Source organism: Providencia sp. M-27 (assembly GCF_011077905.1).
GTDB classification, from domain to species: Bacteria; Pseudomonadota; Gammaproteobacteria; order Enterobacterales; family Enterobacteriaceae; genus Providencia; species Providencia huaxiensis.
In genome coordinates this window covers 58,175-75,334 of sequence record NZ_JAALBT010000001.1, presented here as the reverse complement: position 1 = coordinate 75,334, position 17,160 = coordinate 58,175, and the positions used below count along the sequence as shown (strand labels likewise).

Sequence of the window (17,160 nt, the reverse complement as noted above, 5' to 3'; positions counted from 1 at the left end):
TGTGGATAACTTTCTAATAGCATATTAACAAGAAAGGTACTGATTTTATATTAACTCGCAATATAAAAGTGACCAAAATGCAAGGTTAAAATGAAAAACTAATCGAAGTAAATAAAAATCATATTTTTGTTTATTATTTAAACTTCGTATTTTCATCTTAGAGATGGAAGTAAAACACCCTATTGCTAAGGGGTGGCTATTCTATGGTGCCCTGAAAATGAATGCAAGCACAAATCTGGATATGATCCAAAAAAGATCGCGAAGCCCGCACTGATCCTAGCATTCAAGGTAAAAAAAGATGAAAATAGTAAACAAGTACAATTTATATTCACTAAGTGAATTCACTTAATAAAATAAAATTAAAAGCTGCTATATGAGATTTAGTAAAAAAGGAAGATTAAGAGAAACTAAAAATATTGGAGCGGGAAACGAGACTCGAACTCGCGACCCCGACCTTGGCAAGGTCGTGCTCTACCAACTGAGCTATTCCCGCATTTGGTGGGTACTACTGCCTAGTCAGAATACTAAGGCATTTAACTAAAACACTAAGAAAGTTTGGAGCGGGAAACGAGACTCGAACTCGCGACCCCGACCTTGGCAAGGTCGTGCTCTACCAACTGAGCTATTCCCGCATCACATTTCTGGATGTTTCACGTGCCGACTCAATCACAAAAACTTCATCGGTACGGGGAGCGCATTATACGAAAAATTCAGATACTAGCAAGCCCTTGCGCTCAAAATTTTTATTTTTTTATCCGTTTGCCGACAAAACAATCACAATGGTGATTTTATCGACAGCCATTGTAATAAGCTGATTTCAATACGTTAACATTGTTAACTTATTGAGAAAAAACCGCGAATGAAAGTCGCCAATGGCGACTTTCATAACGAATCATTTATTCTTTAATAAATGTTTCTCGGTAATAAGCTAATTCAGCCACTGATTCACGAATGTCATCAAGAGCTTGGTGGGTATTTTTCTTCGAAAAACCCGCTAAAATTTCAGGTTTCCAGCGACGAGCGAGCTCTTTTAGTGTGCTAACATCAAGATAGCGATAATGAAAATAGTTTTCTAATTCAGGCATATAATTGAATAGAAAACGCCTATCTTGCCCAACACTATTCCCACAAATGGGTGATGCCCCCTGTGGAACCCATTGCTCTAAAAATTCAATAGTGGCTAACTCAGCTTCACGCTCACTTACGGTACTTTTGCGTACACGCTCAACTAAGCCGCTGTTGGTATGAGTGTTTACATTCCACTCATCCATTAAAGCGAGTTGTTCATCCGTTTGATGTACTGCAATTACAGGGCCTTCTGCTAAAATATTAAGATGACTATCTGTTACAATGGTCGCTATTTCAATAATACGATCACGAACAGGATCGAGCCCCGTCATTTCTAAATCGATCCAAATTAAATTATTCTCATTCTTTTGCATGATATACCCTAACCGCATTCTATGAAGTTAAGGTATGATAGCACTCTTCATGCCATCAGTGACAGGCGTGAGTAACCCTAAAATACCGCCCATAGTAAAGAGAGGACAGGTGGCTAAACAGAAACTATCGAAAGGCCAACAGCGCCGAGTTCAAGAAAATCATCAAAAAAGGCTCAAAAAACAAAAAACAGTTGAGATTGATGATAGCCAATTAGGTGAAGCACAAGAAGGCTTAGTCATCAGCCGTTTTGGGCAACATGCTGATATTCAAGCAAGTGACGGGACTATCCAGCGCTGTAACTTACGCAGAACCATTTCTTCCCTCGTTACAGGGGATAACGTGGTGTGGCGGCCTGCCCTGAACACACAAAGCGATATCAAAGTAAATGGCATTGTTGAAGCGGTTCATGAACGCCACTCTGTTCTGACTCGTCCCGATTATTATGATGGCTTGAAACCGATTGCCGCTAATATTGACCAAATTGTCGTGGTTTCCGCTATTTTACCTGAGCTTTCGCTGAATATTATTGACCGTTATTTGGTTGCCTGTGAAACCACGGGGATTAAGCCTGTTATCGTTCTTAATAAAGTCGACTTACTCGACGACGAAAACCGCGAGTGGGTAAGCGATTTGATGACGATTTATAGTGATATTGGTTATCAAGTTCTCGAAGTTTCAAGCCATACCAATGAAGGCATGGAAGCACTTACTAACGCGCTAGCAGGTAAAGTGTCAGTGTTTGTTGGGCAGTCTGGTGTGGGTAAATCCAGTTTATTAAACGCATTGCTTCCACACAATGAAGAAGCCATTTTAGTCAATGACGTTTCAGACAACTCAGGGCTGGGGCAACACACAACAACAACAGCCCGCTTATACCATTTCCCATTGGGTGGAGATGTGATTGACTCCCCTGGTGTGCGTGAGTTTGGTTTGTGGCATTTAACCACGGAACAAGTGACCAAAGGATTTGTCGAATTTAAAGATTACCTTGGTGGCTGTAAATTCCGTGACTGTAAACATTTGGATGACCCAGGTTGCCTGTTACGTGAAGCCGTAGAAGCAAATAAAATTGCTGAATCACGTTTTGAAAACTACCATCGCATTTTAGAAAGCATGGAACAAATCAAACCTCGCAGCAATTTTACGGCAAAAGAGAAATAATGTTAGTGAGTACTTACAAAATAACTCACTAACGTTAAACCAGCTCTAAATAATTTAATCACGGTTAGTCAGTTACGCGGCCGTTTGAAATATGACGAGTAAACTGTGTACAATAGCCGCCCTTTTGCTAACATACCTTTAAAAATCAGAGGTTAACGTGCTAGATAAAATTAAAATTCGCTTGCAATATATGCTTCCAAAACAATGTCTTACTGAATTTGCAGGCTGGTTCGCAAGTCGCAATGCGGGTTTCATGACGCAATGGGCAATTAAACTGTTCGCAAAAGTCTATAAAGTGAACATGAACGAAGCACAAAAAAGCGAGCTTACGGCTTATGCCACTTTTAATGATTTCTTTATCCGCCTGCTAAAAGAAGGCGCTCGCCCGATTGTCGAAAAAGAGCATCAACTTGCTCAACCTGCTGACGGTGCCGTGAGCCAATTAGGCCCGATTAATGATGACCTTATCTTCCAAGCTAAAGGCCATAATTACACCGTTGAAGCATTACTTGCTGGCCAATACCAATTAGCAGAACGTTTTCGTGGTGGTGACTTTATTACCACTTACCTCTCCCCTAGTGACTATCACCGTGTACACATGCCATGTGATGGCTTACTCAAAGAGATGATTTATGTGCCAGGTGATTTATTCTCTGTAAATCCATTAACGGCACAAAATGTTCCCAACCTGTTTGCACGAAATGAACGTTTGATTTGTGTCTTTGACACCCCTGTTGGCCTAATGGTACAAATCCTTGTAGGTGCAACCATCGTTGGTAGTATCGAGACAGTTTGGAGCGGTTGCGTTAACGCCACGCGTGAAGGTGTCATCAAGCGTTGGGTTTACCCTGAGCTGGATTCTGAAGGTGCTGTTTTCTTGAAAAAAGGTGAGGAAATGGGGCTGTTTAAACTGGGCTCAACGGTGATTAATTTATTTGAACCGAATAAAGTAACCTTTAATTCATCACTGATCCCTGGTTATGCAACTCGGATGGGTGAATTACTCGCTGAAACTGTTACAAGTACAGTGGCAGAAGAGTCCGTTGACGCTTAATTAAATTATTATCCCTTGAAGGAGCTCCTCACTGTGCGTGTGATTATCAGTTTTTTTCTTAGCCTGTTAATCGTTTTCTCTTCCGTTGCAGCGCCGACTGCAGCGCAGGACGAAGCACAGATTAAGCAGGAGCTCAAACAACTCGAGTCAAGCACCAATCCTAAAGATGCAGAGATAGCGCAAGCATTGCAAGGTGCGCTAAATTGGATGAGTGAGACACGCGATTCCGATGCAAAAGCCAAGTCTTATCAAGAAGCAATTGATAACTTTCCTAGAATTATCAAAGAAATAAGACAAAAAATTCTCAATGAAAGTGATGAGCCCGCCCCTATACCGGTTGGTATCAGCTTAGGTGAACTTGAACAACGCATTATTCAGCTTAGCAGCCAATTACTTGATCAAAGCCGCTTAACTCAACAAGAGCAAGATAAAGGCCGCGAAATCAGTGAATCACTCAGTATTCTGCCACAACAACTTTCTGAAGCCAGACGTTTACTCACTGATGCTTCCTCGCGTTTTCAGTCTCTGAGTACACCATCAACGCCATTAGCCGATGCCCAATATACGTTGGCTCAAGCCGAAGTAAGCGCTCGCAAATCAACAGTTAATGAACTAGAGATGGCGCAGCTTTCGGCGAATAACCGCCAAGAAATCTCACGCCTTACGTTGGAATTATACAAAAAACGCTATCAACGTATGGAACTTGAGTTGCAAAACCTGCGTGATTTCCAAAATACCCAACGCCAACAAAAAGCAATTTTAGCGTTAGAACATACAGAAATGTTGGCTGCGCAAGGTGAGCTGACCCCATTTTTAACTGAGCAGCTTGATATTAATCGCAAAATGTCTCAGGAATTAACCGCTCAAGCACAGCGTATGAGCGCAATTACCAATAGCCAAGCCGAAATATCAACGAGTATCCGTGATGCTCGCCAAGCACTCACAACTATTCGCGAGCAAGCTCAGTGGATAAGCAGCTCAAGTACATTAGGGGAAGCACTCCGAACACAGCTTTCTCGTTTACCGGATATTCCAAAAAGCCAGCAACTTGATCGTGAAATGGCTGATTTACGTGTTCAACGCTTAAATTATGAAGATAGCCTCGATAGACTAAGTAAAATAGATACAACCGAGCAAGAAACGGCTAATGAGCTCAATACGGCTCAAGTGCAAGTTTATCAGTCATTGATTAAAACTCGTCGTGAGCTGCTAACCTCTTTAATTTCGGGTCTCGATGCCGAAATGTTAGAGCTGACGAAACTCAATGTCGCTACAGGGCAATTGACCGATGCATTGAAAGAGGTCAAAGACGCTTCAAACCGTTATCTTTTCTGGGTTGCAGATGTTCCACCAATCAGCATCAGCTACCCGGTCATGTTAGTAACTGATATTACTCAATTACTCTCGCTGGATACTTTATCTCAACTGGCTGGCGCACTGCGTATTATGGTAACGACCCAAGATACCTTTTTGTATCTTCTCGGTTCAATAGCCTTAGTCATTTTCAGTATCAGTACTCGCAAGCACTACCAAGCATTTCTTGACCGTTCCAGTTTACGTATTGGTAAGGTGACACAAGACCGGTTTTACTTAACTATTCGTACTATTTTCTGGTCAATTATTGTCGCACTTCCTCTCCCTATGATGTGGTCCGCCATCGGTTATGGCTTACAAAGTGCCTGGCAGTTCCCGATGGCCGCTGCCATCGGCTATGGCGTTAGCGCCACGACACCGTTGCTGTGGCTATTTATGATCAGCGAAACGTTCTCTCGCCCTACAGGGTTGTTTATTTCTCACTTCGGTTGGGATAGAGACTCAGTTAAACGTGCGATGCGCTATTACCGAATGGCTATTTTTGTCATCGTCCCATTAGTCATGGCAATTATTACTTTTGAACATTATAGCGACAGAGAATTTGCAGCCAGTATTGGCCGTTTCTGTTTTATCTTTTTATGTGTCGCACTTAGCTTAATTACCAATAACTTACGTCGCTCACAGATCCCTCTCTATTTAGATAGACATGGGTCCGGTGAAAATATTGTTAATAAAGCATTGTGGTGGATGATATTACTCGCACCTATTGTTGCTGGGTTTTTCTCCATTTTAGGTTATTTTTCAACCTCACAAGCCTTACTAGCGCGCTTAGAAACCTCTGTCGCCATTTGGTTTGTCATTCTTATCGTTTATCATACAATTCGCCGTTGGATGTCGATGCAGCGCCGTAAATTAGCCTTTGAGCGGGCAAAACAGCGTCGTGCTGAGATATTAGCGCAACGTGCTAAAGGTGAGGACGATAACCAGCAAGCAAACGCTAGTAGTGAAGGGAATATTGATATCGAAGAGCAGGTTATCGACTTAGATGCCATCAGTACCCAATCTGTTGGGTTAGTTCGTTCGATTTTAACTATGATTGCCTTGGTTTCATTGATTTGGCTGTGGTCCGAGCTACATACCGCATTCTCTTTCCTTGAAAATATTCGCTTATGGGATGTAACATCAACGGTTAATGGCGTTGATACCGTACAAGCTATCACCATGGGCTCTATTTTCATTGCCATTTTGACTATTATCGTTACCGCCCAATTAGTTCGTAACTTACCCGCTTTACTTGAGCTGGCCGTACTCCAACATTTGGATTTAACACCCGGTACCGGCTACGCCATCAGTACATTAACAAAATATACGATTACTATTATCGGAACCATTGTTGGCTTCTCTATGTTAGGGATTGAGTGGTCAAAACTACAATGGCTTGTTGCGGCAATGGGGGTCGGGCTTGGTTTCGGTTTACAAGAAATTTTCGCCAATATTATCTCAGGGTTGATGATCTTATTTGAAAAACCGATCCGAATTGGAGATACCGTAACTATCCGTAACTTAACGGGGAGTATTACCAAGATCAACACCCGTGCCACGACGCTGACAGACTGGGACAGAAAAGAAATTATTGTGCCAAATAAGGCGTTTATTACTGAACAGTTTATTAACTGGTCACTTTCTGACACGATCACTCGTATTGTAATGACCATTCCTGCCCCTTCTGACGCCAATAGTGAACTGGTAACAGATACCATTTTACGGGCAGCTAAACGCTCTACCATGATCTTAGATAACCCTGCACCAGAGGTTTATCTAGTTGATTTACAACAAGGTATTCAAATTTTCGAATTACGGGTCTATGCTGCTGAGATGGGCCACCGGTTACCTGCGCGCCATGAAATTCACCAAAACATCTTAGTTTCCTTTGCTGAACAAGGGATTACCTTGCCATTCCCACCATTCCAAGCAAGGGTGGATGTCCGTGATAATTCGCTACAAAGTGCGACAAACAATCTTTCAGGACGTAATCCAAGTCGTAAATCAGGGGAACTGTAAGCCGTATTATGCCATTAAAATCAGATGATAAAGATGAGTTAGTGATGTTAAAGATCACCCAACTTGAACGTGTTGGGTCGATTTTATTCTTTTTAATTCCATTAATTATCTTATTAATTGTTGGGAAAGCTTTTGCATTTAATACACTGTACCTCTGGCAAGTATATTGTGCAGTTTATATCGTTGGGTTTCGTGTACTTTGTGGCAAGCTATCATCGCAACAGCAACAGCTAGCTATTCGTCGAGGCTGGGGAAACAACCGTTTTTATCGGCTTTCTTGGTGCTATCTTGTACTGTCTGTTGTCATACTAGTGGGATACAAAATCGTATCCCACACATCCGCTTAATCATTAGCTGGCTTTAAAACCGTACGATTTAATATAATCTTCTGCTAACTTTTGTGCTTGCTGTAATTCTTCAGGACTTAACTGAGCCGCTATCTTATTTTGTAGACGATGACTTTCTGCGTTGCCACTGAACACTGCAGTTGCAAGCCATGCGTAGGCTTGCTGCAAGTTTTTCTTCACGCCACGTCCTTCAGAGTACATGACGCCTAAGCGGTCTTGAGACTTCGCATCTTTTTGTTTTGCGGCTTTTCTAAACCAAAACACCGCCTTTTCATCATCTAAATCAACGCCACTGCCAATCGAGTACATTTGGCCTATTTGGAATTGAGCAAGTATATTTCCGCCTTGCGCTGCTTTTCTAAACCAAAATGCCGCTTTTTCTAAATTTTGAGTGACACCTAGGCCTTGCGCATACATCATCGCCATATTGGTTTCAGCTCGGGTATCACCTTGTTCTGCAGCTTGCTCATACCATAGCATCGCTTTGTCATAATCACGACGTACACCAAAACCATTTACAAACATAGTGCCAAGACGGAATTGCGCATCTGAATTCCCTTGGTTTCCTGCCTTGATAAACCACTCAGCCGCTGCTTTAGAGTCTTGAGAAACACCTAACCCTTTAAAATAACGTTCACCTAGCTGGAATTGGGCTTTAGGATCACCTTTTTGTGCTAACTGCGTAATTTGTTCAATCGAGGGTTCTTGTGCTGCTGTTGCCGGTGCTGGCACAGGGGTAGGTTTAGCGGTTAAAACGGAACTATAACAAATCGAGCCCAACAACAATACTAACGCAATTCTTTTCATCCTAAGGAACCCTCAACAGTGCAATATGCAAACTGTGAAAACAGTGCTATCCATTAATATCGACCTAAACACTCATCCCCCTAGTTTAAATTTACTTTTTGTCAGAAAAAATAGGAAAAATGGCCTAAATTTCACAAAAAGCACGTTTCGCTGCATTTTCGCTATGGGAACTTACGTTTTTCATCTAATTGAGATAATAAAAAACCAGATAAACATATTGCCTATCTGGTTTCTCTATTTCAAATAACAAAATAAATTATGCGTTATTAAGGTATTTATTTCTCAGATAACGAGCAACAGCATCATCACTATTCGAACCAATGACTTCCATGTGCGGTAACGCATCTTTTAGCAATTGATGAGCATTTTGCATGATGCAGCCTTTTCCAGCCATCGTCAGCATTTCTTTGTCATTCATGCCATCGCCAAAAGCAATACTATCACTCGGGGTATAGCCATGTAGTGCCGCAACTTGCTTCAGAGCCTCACCTTTAGAAACAGCACCAGCCATAACTTCTAAGCAGCTACGCAGTGAAAACGTGACATTCACTTTATCTTGCCAACGTGCTTGAATGCGCTGCTGTAAATCCACCAGCAAGTCATGGTCTTCACTAGTATAGTAAACCTTGCAGACCTCAGAAGTGGCAAAATCATGGCGATCAAATAACTGATAGTTAAATACCGATTCTTTAAAAAATTCTTTTTGTTCAGGGCTTTCACGGTTGATAAACCAATCATCACCATGGTAGTAGTTAGTGATAAGTTCAGGGTTATCAAATTCCATCAAACACAACTCGTGAGCAATTTGAGGATCAACATTGTGCTCAAAAATTAAGTCACCGCGAGTATTGTGGATCCGTGCGCCGTTAGATGTGATCATATACGCGTCGATGCCTAAACCATCACGGATTTGAGCAACATCCACATGGTGACGGCCTGTTGCAAACACAAAATGCACATCTTGCGAAGTCACTAGCTGTTTCAAGGTGTCTTTTGTATAAGACGTTAAGTCATGATTGGGAGATAACAGTGTCCCATCTAAATCGGAAGCAACTACAGGATATTTCATATTCAAACCCTAACTAATACTGCTCAAAAAAATCACAGATAGCATTGAGCGCCATCGCTCTTAATGCATCCACTTCAAATAGGATTTCATGGTGTGCCCCTTCAATAATGAGAGGTAATTTTTCTTCTCGTCCTATTTGCGCTTTTTGCCTGCTTTGACAAAAAGCTTGTAGCTCTTTATTGCTGACCACTTTTTCTTCACTGGCTTCCAGCACCATCAGTGGTACATCAATTTCTCCCGCTTTCGCAATTAGCTCATCGCCAATCACAAAACTTTCACGTAACCAATGGTAAGTTGGCCCACCTAAGCGCAATTCGGGATAATCGGCATAATAGCGTAAGTAACGCCGATAACGCTCCGGGCTGTGTGTTAATACGTTGATTAAATAAGGTAACGGCTGCCATTTCCCCGTAGAAGCCGCATAGTCATTACGGACACTTTCGCGAGATTCGGCTCTATCAACAATAAAGCTCGCCATCCAACGAGGCATCGGTAGATTAATTCCAATCATCGGTGCACATAAGGTTGCTGCATCAAATGTGACGCTATCTCGTAATAAATACCCTGCTAAGATAGCGCTCCCCATTGAGTGAGCTAACGCGTAACATTTTGGATAATGCCGATATTTAACTTCAAGCTCAATGAACTTTTCAAAATCATCAATGTAATCAGTGAACTTTTCAACATGGCCTTTTTGAGGATCCGCTAACATTCGCCCTGATCGGCCTTGGCCACGATGATCAATAATAAAAACATCATAGCCTAAATGATAAAAATCATAAGCCACTTCCGGGTACTTTACATAGCTTTCACTGCGCCCTGGTGAAATGACAATTGCTTTGTGATGCTTGGGATGAATAAAACGGACATAGTGAATGGGAATATCATCAACACCTATAAATTGAGATTCTTCACGGTGTTGCCAGAAATCTAAAAGTGGGCCATTTGTAAAAGCAGAAAATTGAGTTTCTCGATTCAGCCAACTCTCTTTTAGGTATTCAGGCGTCATCCAACAGCTTCCTTATTTATTCATTCATAACCTTCAAGATGGTCTTGGATAAGTGCCATAAATGCCACCCCAAAACGTTCGAGTTTGCGTTCGCCAACACCATTAATTAACAATAATTCAGCTGGTGAAGTCGGAGTATGCTCAGCCATTTCAATCAATGTTGCATCATTAAACACCACAAATGGCGGAATATTTTCTTCATCTGCAATGGATTTACGCAGTTTACGCAGTTTCGCAAAGAGCTTTTTATCATAATTGCCATGATAGATTTTGTTTTGTTGATTACGGCTTTTTACCACTAAAACACGCGGAACGGCGAGTTTCAGTGTCGCCTCACCCCGTAATATAGGCCTTGCAGCCTCAGTTAATTGAAGCGCTGAAAAATGCGTAATATTCTGGGTGATCATTCCCAAATGGATCAGTTGACGGATCACGCTGACCCAGTGTTCATTCGTTTGCTCTTTGCCAATACCGTAAACAGGCAATTTATCATGACCTAATTCGCGGATACGCTGATTATTCGCACCACGCAATACCTCTACAATATAGCCGATACCAAAGCGCTGACCAACACGATAAATGCAAGACAGCGCTTTTTGCGCATCCACTAACCCATCGTACTGTTTTGGTGGATCTAAGCAAATATCACAGTTACCACAAGGTTGCTGGCGATTTTCACCAAAATAATTAAGTAGCACCAAACGACGGCAGGTTTGCGCTTCTGCAAAAGCCGCGATAGCATTCAGCTTATGTCGTTCAATATCTTGCTGCATACCCGCTGGCTTTTCTTCAAGACAACGACGCAACCATGCCATATCTGCTGGGTCATAAAATAAAATGGCTTCGGCTTCAACACCGTCGCGCCCTGCTCGCCCTGTTTCTTGATAATACGCTTCGATATTACGCGGAATATCGAAATGAGCGACAAAGCGAACGTTTGATTTGTTAATTCCCATTCCAAAAGCGACTGTCGCCACAACAACTTGTAAGTTATCTTTTAGAAATGCGTCTTGTACCCATTCACGTTGTGCAGCGTCTAACCCTGCATGGTAAGCTGCGACACTTAAGCCGCGTTTTTGTAAGCGCTCTGTCGTTTCTTCAACCTTATTGCGACTATTACAATAAACAATACCCGCTTTACCTTTTTGGCCTTTAATAAAAAACCAAAGTTGGTCTAACGGCTTATATTTTTCGACTAAGGTATAACGAATATTTGGCCTATCAAAGCTACTCACATGGACGAGTGGCTCATGTAGCTCTAATAAACGAATAATATCTGCACGAGTGGTTTCATCCGCAGTCGCGGTTAGCGCCATCACGGGTACATTGGGCAATGATTGCCGTAATTGGCCTAGTGCGCGATATTCAGGGCGAAAATCATGTCCCCATTGGGAAATACAGTGGGCTTCATCCACCGCTAGCAAGGTGATATTCCATCCTGCTAATTGGCTTAGAAAATAGTCAGTTAACAACCTTTCAGGGGCAACATACAGTAGTTTTATTTCCCCTTGGCTGCACATTTCCATGATTTGGCGCTGCTCTTGTGACGTTTGCGATGAATTTAAACACGCAGCATTAACCCCATGTAACCGCAATTGGTCAACTTGGTCTTTCATTAATGATATTAATGGCGAAACGACCAGTGTGACGCCCTCTTTAACTAAAGCAGGAACTTGATAGCAAAGGGATTTCCCGCCCCCAGTTGGCATTAACACTAAGCAATCACGGTTATCCAGGATAGCCCCAATGACGGCATCTTGCCCAGGGCGAAATGACTGATAACCAAATGTACTATTGAGCACATTTTCAGCCAATGAAAGTTGGTTAATGACGCAAGCAGTGGACACAAACTTCCTCAATAGATAAAACAAGTCGCTGCCCAATTGAGCAGCGAATTTGTTGATTTATGACTTGGTATACAACTCAGAACTGAATAGAGAACTGAGTTTTTCTTCCATTACAACATATCGTTTAGCATAACACCGATACCAAAACGTGTTTGGCGATAATTGTAGTCTATCATCGACTCGCCATATCCGCTAAACAACTGGGTATAAAAACGCACATGTTTACTAATTGGATAGCTCCACCCCAACTCGGCGCCACCATAACCCGTATTCCAGTTATAACGCCCAGTTGTAGTAAATACGCTGTCTCCCAATGCATACCCTACTTTTAAGCGATAGTAGCCCATATATTTGGTAATATCGGAATTATCATCTCGCCCTTCACTTTCATGAATGCGGTACCAAGGTTTAAGGTCAACTTGCCAGTTACCATTTTGCGCCATCGCTCTCGCATATACTCGGTTCCAGCTGCGAGAGGTTGGTTCTGAACGCCCATTTGACTCGTGGTTAAAGCCCGTTTCAAACTCACGTAACGTCCAACCCGCAAATTGGTAATCGGTTAGCCAGCCAACAAACACTTGAGGCTCATAGTTGGTTTCTCTAAATGGTGAAGACTCTTTTTTATTACTTAACTGCCACCAAGAACGTTGAGTATAAGAAACGGCTAAAATAGAGTCATCACCAGCAATACCCGCCCATAAAGGAAAAGCTAAACTTAATTGAAATTTAACTTCATCCTTTAACGCATCATCACCCCAATTGTAGCTAGAAATCGCATTTTTATTCATCGATGAAGTATAGGTATAAATGATGTAATTCGATTCATACGGGTACAATACAAATGGGTTATCGTGGTGCTGTAGTAACCCTGAAATGATGCTACCACGAATTGGTAGGGTATTTTTTACATCGTCAACAGGCTGAATATCTGTATTTTCGGCTGCAAACAGTGAAGCAGACCAAAAGCTGAGCACTGCACTTAACAAAATCGGTAAAGCGCGCATTAGTCATTCCTATTTTCAACATCGTCCAAAAAAAAGTTTGTCCTATTTTACACACAAAACTAAATAACTGTTGAAAGATTATTCATTCGTTTGTTAGAGACATCATTTACACATAATGTTAACTTATTATTTACATATTTTTAAAGGATGAAAACGATGAATGACCGTACTTATACTTTAGAAGAAGCCAGTGAGTTAATGAGCCATGCTTTTATTTATAAAATGCCATTTAACCAGCTACTTGGTATTAAATTAATGAGTCTAAATGATGATTTTGTTCAGCTTAGCATTGAGAATCGTCAGCAATTAATTGGTAATTTCACTCAAAACATCCTACATGGCGGTGTGATCGCTTCGATTTTAGATGTTGCAGGGGGCATGGTGTGCATTAACCGTATTTTGCAGCGAATTAACCCATTAACCCATACTGAGATTGTCGACAAAATGTCCCGTATGGGGACAATTGACCTACGAGTTGATTATTTACGCCCCGGTCGAGGCCAACTTTTTACCGCCAGTGCCAGCTTATTAAGAGACGGTAATAAAATAGCCGTTACCCGCTGTGAGCTTCATAATGAAAATAATCAACATATTGCGACAGCAACGGCAACTTATCTAGTTGGGTAGAAATAGAATATAAATAATTAGTCACCTGCTAAACTAATAACTTGTAAAAAAACCTGAGCAATGTCACATTAGTGGTATCAAAAATCGAGCCGCTTAAGTCGGCTCGGTCTCTCTGTATAAGTTTCTTTTAGTCTTTAATTCAATTTCAGAGCCAACAATGAGCCAGCAAAATACTACCAAAGGCGTGTTATGTGCCTTAGGCGCCTATTTTATTTGGGGTGTCGCACCTATTTATTTTAAAAGCATCCAAGAAGTGCCCGCAGAAGAAATTCTGACTCATCGTATTATTTGGTCATTTTTCTTTATGATTTTATTATTAACCGTTTCAAGGCATTGGAGCTATGTCCGCCAAGTACTGAAGCAACCAAAGAAAATATTAGTTCTTGGTGTGACTGCAACGACGATTGCTTGTAACTGGTTAATTTATATTTGGTCAGTTAATAATGGTTATATGCTACAAGCTAGCTTAGGCTACTTTATTAACCCACTAGTTAACGTACTGTTTGGAATGTTATTTTTACAAGAACGTTTTCGTCGTATGCAGTGGATTGCTGTTGGTCTTGCATTAACGGGTGTCTTGATCCAGCTATGGCAATTTGGCTCAGTACCTGTGATAGGGCTAAGTTTGGCTGTTACATTTGCCACCTACGGCTTATTACGCAAAAAATTAGGTGTCGATGCACAAACAGGAATGACATTCGAAACACTTTGGCTTCTTCCTGTCGGTATAATCTTCTTATTATTTTTTGCAGATAGTCCAACTAGCGATATGGCAATGAATGATTGGCATTTGAATGCCCTGCTAATTGCCGCAGGGGTAATTACTACGGTGCCACTGTTACTCTTTACAGAAGCCGCTAACCATTTAAGACTTTCAACTCTAGGCTTTTTCCAATATATGGGGCCAAGTATTATGTTCTTACTTGCCGTCTTTGTGTACGGTGAAGTCATGACATCTGAATTGTTAGTCACTTTTGGGTTTATCTGGGTTGCATTAATTTTATTTACATTAGATGCTTTATATACTCAGCAAAAACTGAGAAGAAAATAACGGATAATGGTTTTCAGAAATTCAGATAGCCGATAAATAGCGCTAATATTAAATACCGACTCTCGTTTTATATTTTAAACGAAGTCGGTGTTTCATTATATGGAACTTAAATAGTTAAATTAATTAATGCAAACAGGCTATTTAATTAAATACCCAATTCCTCATCTACCTTGTACTAAATTAAGCTTAAATTAAATCTCTTTGTTCTTATCTATATATGTCATTGAAGAAAAATAAATTTAGCCAAAATAATCAACAAGTTAAACAACAAAATTTCATCTTGATTTTCTATACATAATGGCTATCATTTAACTTATCTTAAATCCACTTCAATTAATAAACATATCCATCAAACAACCCTTTGAAATAAAAGTAGTTGTTTATTTTTTTCAATTAATGATTGCTTAATAGGAACTTGGTAATTATATTGTACGCCGCTTGTATTCACCCCAGCGGATGGTGATGGTCCGATTCATCACTGACGTTTCATTAAAGTGCGCACGATGACATTTCATTTTAAAAATGTCCTGGTGCGAGGTTTTCTGAAATTGAATGCAGACGGTTCTAAAATTTAATTTTATACAATCATGTAGCGTTAAGACTCTAAATAATTCGAAAACATAACTAGGCGGCGAGCAAGAGAGTCGCTAGGAGCATACAAAAGTATGTGACTAGTGCGAACGAGTGAAGTCAACAACATTGTAATTCGAAGTATGACGAGTTCGACTCTAAATAGTTCGAAAACACAACTAGGCGGCAAGCAAGAGAGTCGCTAGGAGCATACAAAAGTATGTGACTAGTGCGAACGAGTGAAGCCAACAACGTTGTGATTCGAAGTATGACGAGTACGGCTGCATTTTAGGTTCACTCGGCCTGAACATTCAGACAGAGTTGACGTTGTTAAAGGCTTTTGGGAAGGGCTTAAAAATGCAACAGAATACCGTTCAAATGAAACGCGTACTGACCGTGCCTGCGTTAGTTTTTTTCGGGCTGGCTTATATGGTGCCACTCGGAATTTTCACCACCTATGGACAAGTGACTGTATTAAGTGAAGGCCATCTGCCTATCGCTTATTTAATTACATTAGCTGCTGTCTTTTTCACTGCCATGAGCTATTGCCGCATGACAAGCGCACTTCCGCTTTCAGGATCTGCTTATTCATATGTGCAAAAAACCTTTGGCGGCACACTCGGTTTTTTAGTGGGTTGGGCACAACTGCTAGATTACCTCTTTCTACCTATTATTAACTACATTGCGATTGGGATCTTTGTTCACGAAGCGTTCCCTGATATCCCAATGTATGTGATTATTTGCAGCACAATTACAATTGTTAGCATTATGAATATTTTGGGAATTAAATTAGTTTCCTCAATGAATATGCTAATCATTTTAATGCAATTTATCTTTATTGCCGTGTTCCTATACTTGAGTTTCAAAACTTCATTTGTATTGGATACTGATGCTTTATTAGCACCGATTACGGTCATGTCAGAACAAGTATCTGGGTTATTTGCAGGTGCTGCGGTACTCTGTTTAGCCTTCCTTGGATTTGATGCGATCTCCACCATGGCAGAAGAAACCAAAGATGCGCGTAGTGCGTTACCCAAAGCTATCTTATACACCGTGTTTATCGCAGGTACCCTGTTTGTCGTCATCTCCTATGGTGCGCATCTGGTTTACCCAATGTGGCAGGATTTTATTCCTAATACCGATATTGCTAGCCTTGCGGTAATGAAACAAGTGGGTGGTGCGATGATGGCATCTAGCTTTATCACCGCTTATGTTATTGGTGTATTTGCCTCAGCAATGACCTCACAAGCCAGTATTGTGCGTATTTTCTATGCGATGGGCCGTGAAGGCGTGTTACCACGTTCGCTGTTTGCCTATTTGCATCCAAAACTCAACACACCGATTTACTCGATTATTTTTGTTGCGCTAGCGTCATTACTTTCATTGGTGCTTTCACTCAGTATGGTCGCCTCAATGATCAGTTTCGGTGCCTTAATTGCGTTTACTTTTGTGAATTTATCGGTCATTAAACATTTTTATATTGACCGTAAAGCACCGCTGGATAATACAAAAATTATCACTTGCCTGATTATGCCTTCTATTGGTGTTATCCTAACATTATGGTTATGGACAAGCCTTGATAGCGAAGCCTTTAAAGTGGGTTTATGGTGGCTAGCCGCAGGTGCAATTTACTTAGCACTTCTGACCCATGGTTTTACTCGTCGTCCACCTGCAATCTCTGACGATGAAACTGAAATGATTATTAACTAAGCATTTCAAGTCTTATAAATGATTACGGGGGAGCACTTGCCTTCCCCGTTGTTTTTTTAGCGCTGGTGCCACCAAAGCACCACTGA

General features: G+C 41.1%; 13 protein-coding genes and 2 tRNA genes. 7 read left to right on the top strand and 8 right to left on the bottom strand.

The genetic code is table 11. The annotated features are described in order from the left end of the window. Positions 1 to 417: 417 nt before the first annotated feature. The 3 genes from G6Q48_RS00355 to orn all read right to left on the bottom strand — a co-directional run bounded on the left by G6Q48_RS00355 (position 418) and on the right by orn (position 1,442). Positions 418 to 493: transfer RNA gene (locus G6Q48_RS00355), tRNA-Gly, on the bottom strand. Positions 494 to 556: 63 nt separating this feature from the next. Beyond that, positions 557 to 632, bottom strand: a tRNA-Gly gene (locus G6Q48_RS00350). Between the two features lie 264 nt (positions 633 to 896). Next, positions 897 to 1,442 carry an oligoribonuclease gene (gene orn / locus G6Q48_RS00345; protein WP_102139907.1) on the bottom strand — a complete coding sequence of 182 codons (546 nt, stop codon included), beginning with the start codon at positions 1,440 to 1,442 and terminating at the stop codon, positions 897 to 899. A gap of 109 nt (positions 1,443 to 1,551) precedes the next feature. Here orn and rsgA point away from each other — a divergent pair, with 109 nt between their 5' ends. The 4 genes from rsgA to G6Q48_RS00325 all read left to right on the top strand — a co-directional run bounded on the left by rsgA (position 1,552) and on the right by G6Q48_RS00325 (position 7,380). Next, the gene (rsgA, locus tag G6Q48_RS00340; RefSeq protein WP_166263967.1) at positions 1,552 to 2,604 is read left to right on the top strand and encodes a small ribosomal subunit biogenesis GTPase RsgA; all 1,053 of its coding nucleotides are present in this window, start codon (positions 1,552 to 1,554) and stop codon (positions 2,602 to 2,604) included. Positions 2,605 to 2,761: 157 nt separating this feature from the next. After that, positions 2,762 to 3,658 (top strand): archaetidylserine decarboxylase, encoded by an 897-nt coding sequence (gene asd, locus G6Q48_RS00335; protein ID WP_102139905.1) that lies wholly within the window; start codon positions 2,762 to 2,764, stop codon positions 3,656 to 3,658. A 33-nt stretch (positions 3,659 to 3,691) separates the two neighbouring features. Further along, positions 3,692 to 7,033 (top strand): miniconductance mechanosensitive channel MscM, encoded by a 3,342-nt coding sequence (mscM, locus tag G6Q48_RS00330; RefSeq protein ID WP_102139904.1) that lies wholly within the window; start codon positions 3,692 to 3,694, stop codon positions 7,031 to 7,033. Positions 7,034 to 7,041: 8 nt separating this feature from the next. Beyond that, on the top strand, positions 7,042 to 7,380 hold the full coding sequence (locus G6Q48_RS00325; protein WP_102139903.1) for a hypothetical protein: 339 nt from the start codon (positions 7,042 to 7,044) through the stop codon (positions 7,378 to 7,380). A 3-nt stretch (positions 7,381 to 7,383) separates the two neighbouring features. Here the strand turns inward: G6Q48_RS00325 and G6Q48_RS00320 are convergent, their stop codons facing one another. From G6Q48_RS00320 to pldA, 5 genes are all read right to left on the bottom strand, one after another. Then, positions 7,384 to 8,187: an SEL1-like repeat protein gene (locus G6Q48_RS00320; RefSeq protein WP_102139902.1), complete on the bottom strand. Its 804-nt coding sequence runs from the start codon at positions 8,185 to 8,187 to the stop codon at positions 7,384 to 7,386. Between the two features lie 256 nt (positions 8,188 to 8,443). Beyond that, complete coding sequence (gene yigL, locus G6Q48_RS00315) at positions 8,444 to 9,256, bottom strand: sugar/pyridoxal phosphate phosphatase YigL (protein WP_166263965.1); 813 nt, start codon at positions 9,254 to 9,256, stop codon at positions 8,444 to 8,446. A gap of 13 nt (positions 9,257 to 9,269) precedes the next feature. After that, positions 9,270 to 10,265, bottom strand: a complete 996-nt coding sequence (gene pldB / locus G6Q48_RS00310; RefSeq protein ID WP_102139899.1) for a lysophospholipase L2 — start codon at positions 10,263 to 10,265, stop codon at positions 9,270 to 9,272. 20 nt (positions 10,266 to 10,285) lie between these two features. Next, positions 10,286 to 12,112 carry an ATP-dependent DNA helicase RecQ gene (gene recQ / locus G6Q48_RS00305; RefSeq protein ID WP_102139898.1) on the bottom strand — a complete coding sequence of 609 codons (1,827 nt, stop codon included), beginning with the start codon at positions 12,110 to 12,112 and terminating at the stop codon, positions 10,286 to 10,288. A gap of 110 nt (positions 12,113 to 12,222) precedes the next feature. After that, a complete protein-coding gene (gene pldA, locus G6Q48_RS00300) occupies positions 12,223 to 13,116 on the bottom strand; it encodes a phospholipase A (protein ID WP_166263963.1) in 894 nt (297 codons plus the stop codon). A gap of 156 nt (positions 13,117 to 13,272) precedes the next feature. On the opposite strand from pldA, the gene G6Q48_RS00295 reads away from it, so the two are divergent. The 3 genes from G6Q48_RS00295 (at position 13,273) to G6Q48_RS00285 (ending at position 17,074) form a co-directional block, all read left to right on the top strand. Beyond that, a complete protein-coding gene (locus tag G6Q48_RS00295) occupies positions 13,273 to 13,743 on the top strand; it encodes a thioesterase family protein (protein WP_102139896.1) in 471 nt (156 codons plus the stop codon). Between the two features lie 157 nt (positions 13,744 to 13,900). Next, entirely contained in the window at positions 13,901 to 14,794 is an 894-nt protein-coding gene (rarD, locus tag G6Q48_RS00290; RefSeq protein WP_102139895.1) for an EamA family transporter RarD, read from the top strand. Positions 14,795 to 15,721: 927 nt separating this feature from the next. Next, entirely contained in the window at positions 15,722 to 17,074 is a 1,353-nt protein-coding gene (locus G6Q48_RS00285; protein ID WP_102139894.1) for an APC family permease, read from the top strand. Positions 17,075 to 17,160 lie beyond the last annotated feature (86 nt).

Bases quoted from the DNA above. Each gene is read 5' to 3' on its own strand.
- orn (WP_102139907.1), bottom strand. From the start codon at position 1,442: ATGCAAAAGAATGAGAATAATTTAATTTGGATCGATTTAGAAATGACG.
- G6Q48_RS00325 (WP_102139903.1), top strand. From the start codon at position 7,042: ATGCCATTAAAATCAGATGATAAAGATGAGTTAGTGATGTTAAAGATC.
- G6Q48_RS00320 (WP_102139902.1), bottom strand. From the start codon at position 8,187: ATGAAAAGAATTGCGTTAGTATTGTTGTTGGGCTCGATTTGTTATAGT.
- yigL (WP_166263965.1), bottom strand. From the start codon at position 9,256: ATGAAATATCCTGTAGTTGCTTCCGATTTAGATGGGACACTGTTATCT.
- pldB (WP_102139899.1), bottom strand. From the start codon at position 10,265: ATGACGCCTGAATACCTAAAAGAGAGTTGGCTGAATCGAGAAACTCAA.
- pldA (WP_166263963.1), bottom strand. From the start codon at position 13,116: ATGCGCGCTTTACCGATTTTGTTAAGTGCAGTGCTCAGCTTTTGGTCT.
- G6Q48_RS00295 (WP_102139896.1), top strand. From the start codon at position 13,273: ATGAATGACCGTACTTATACTTTAGAAGAAGCCAGTGAGTTAATGAGC.
- rarD (WP_102139895.1), top strand. From the start codon at position 13,901: ATGAGCCAGCAAAATACTACCAAAGGCGTGTTATGTGCCTTAGGCGCC.
- G6Q48_RS00285 (WP_102139894.1), top strand. From the start codon at position 15,722: ATGCAACAGAATACCGTTCAAATGAAACGCGTACTGACCGTGCCTGCG.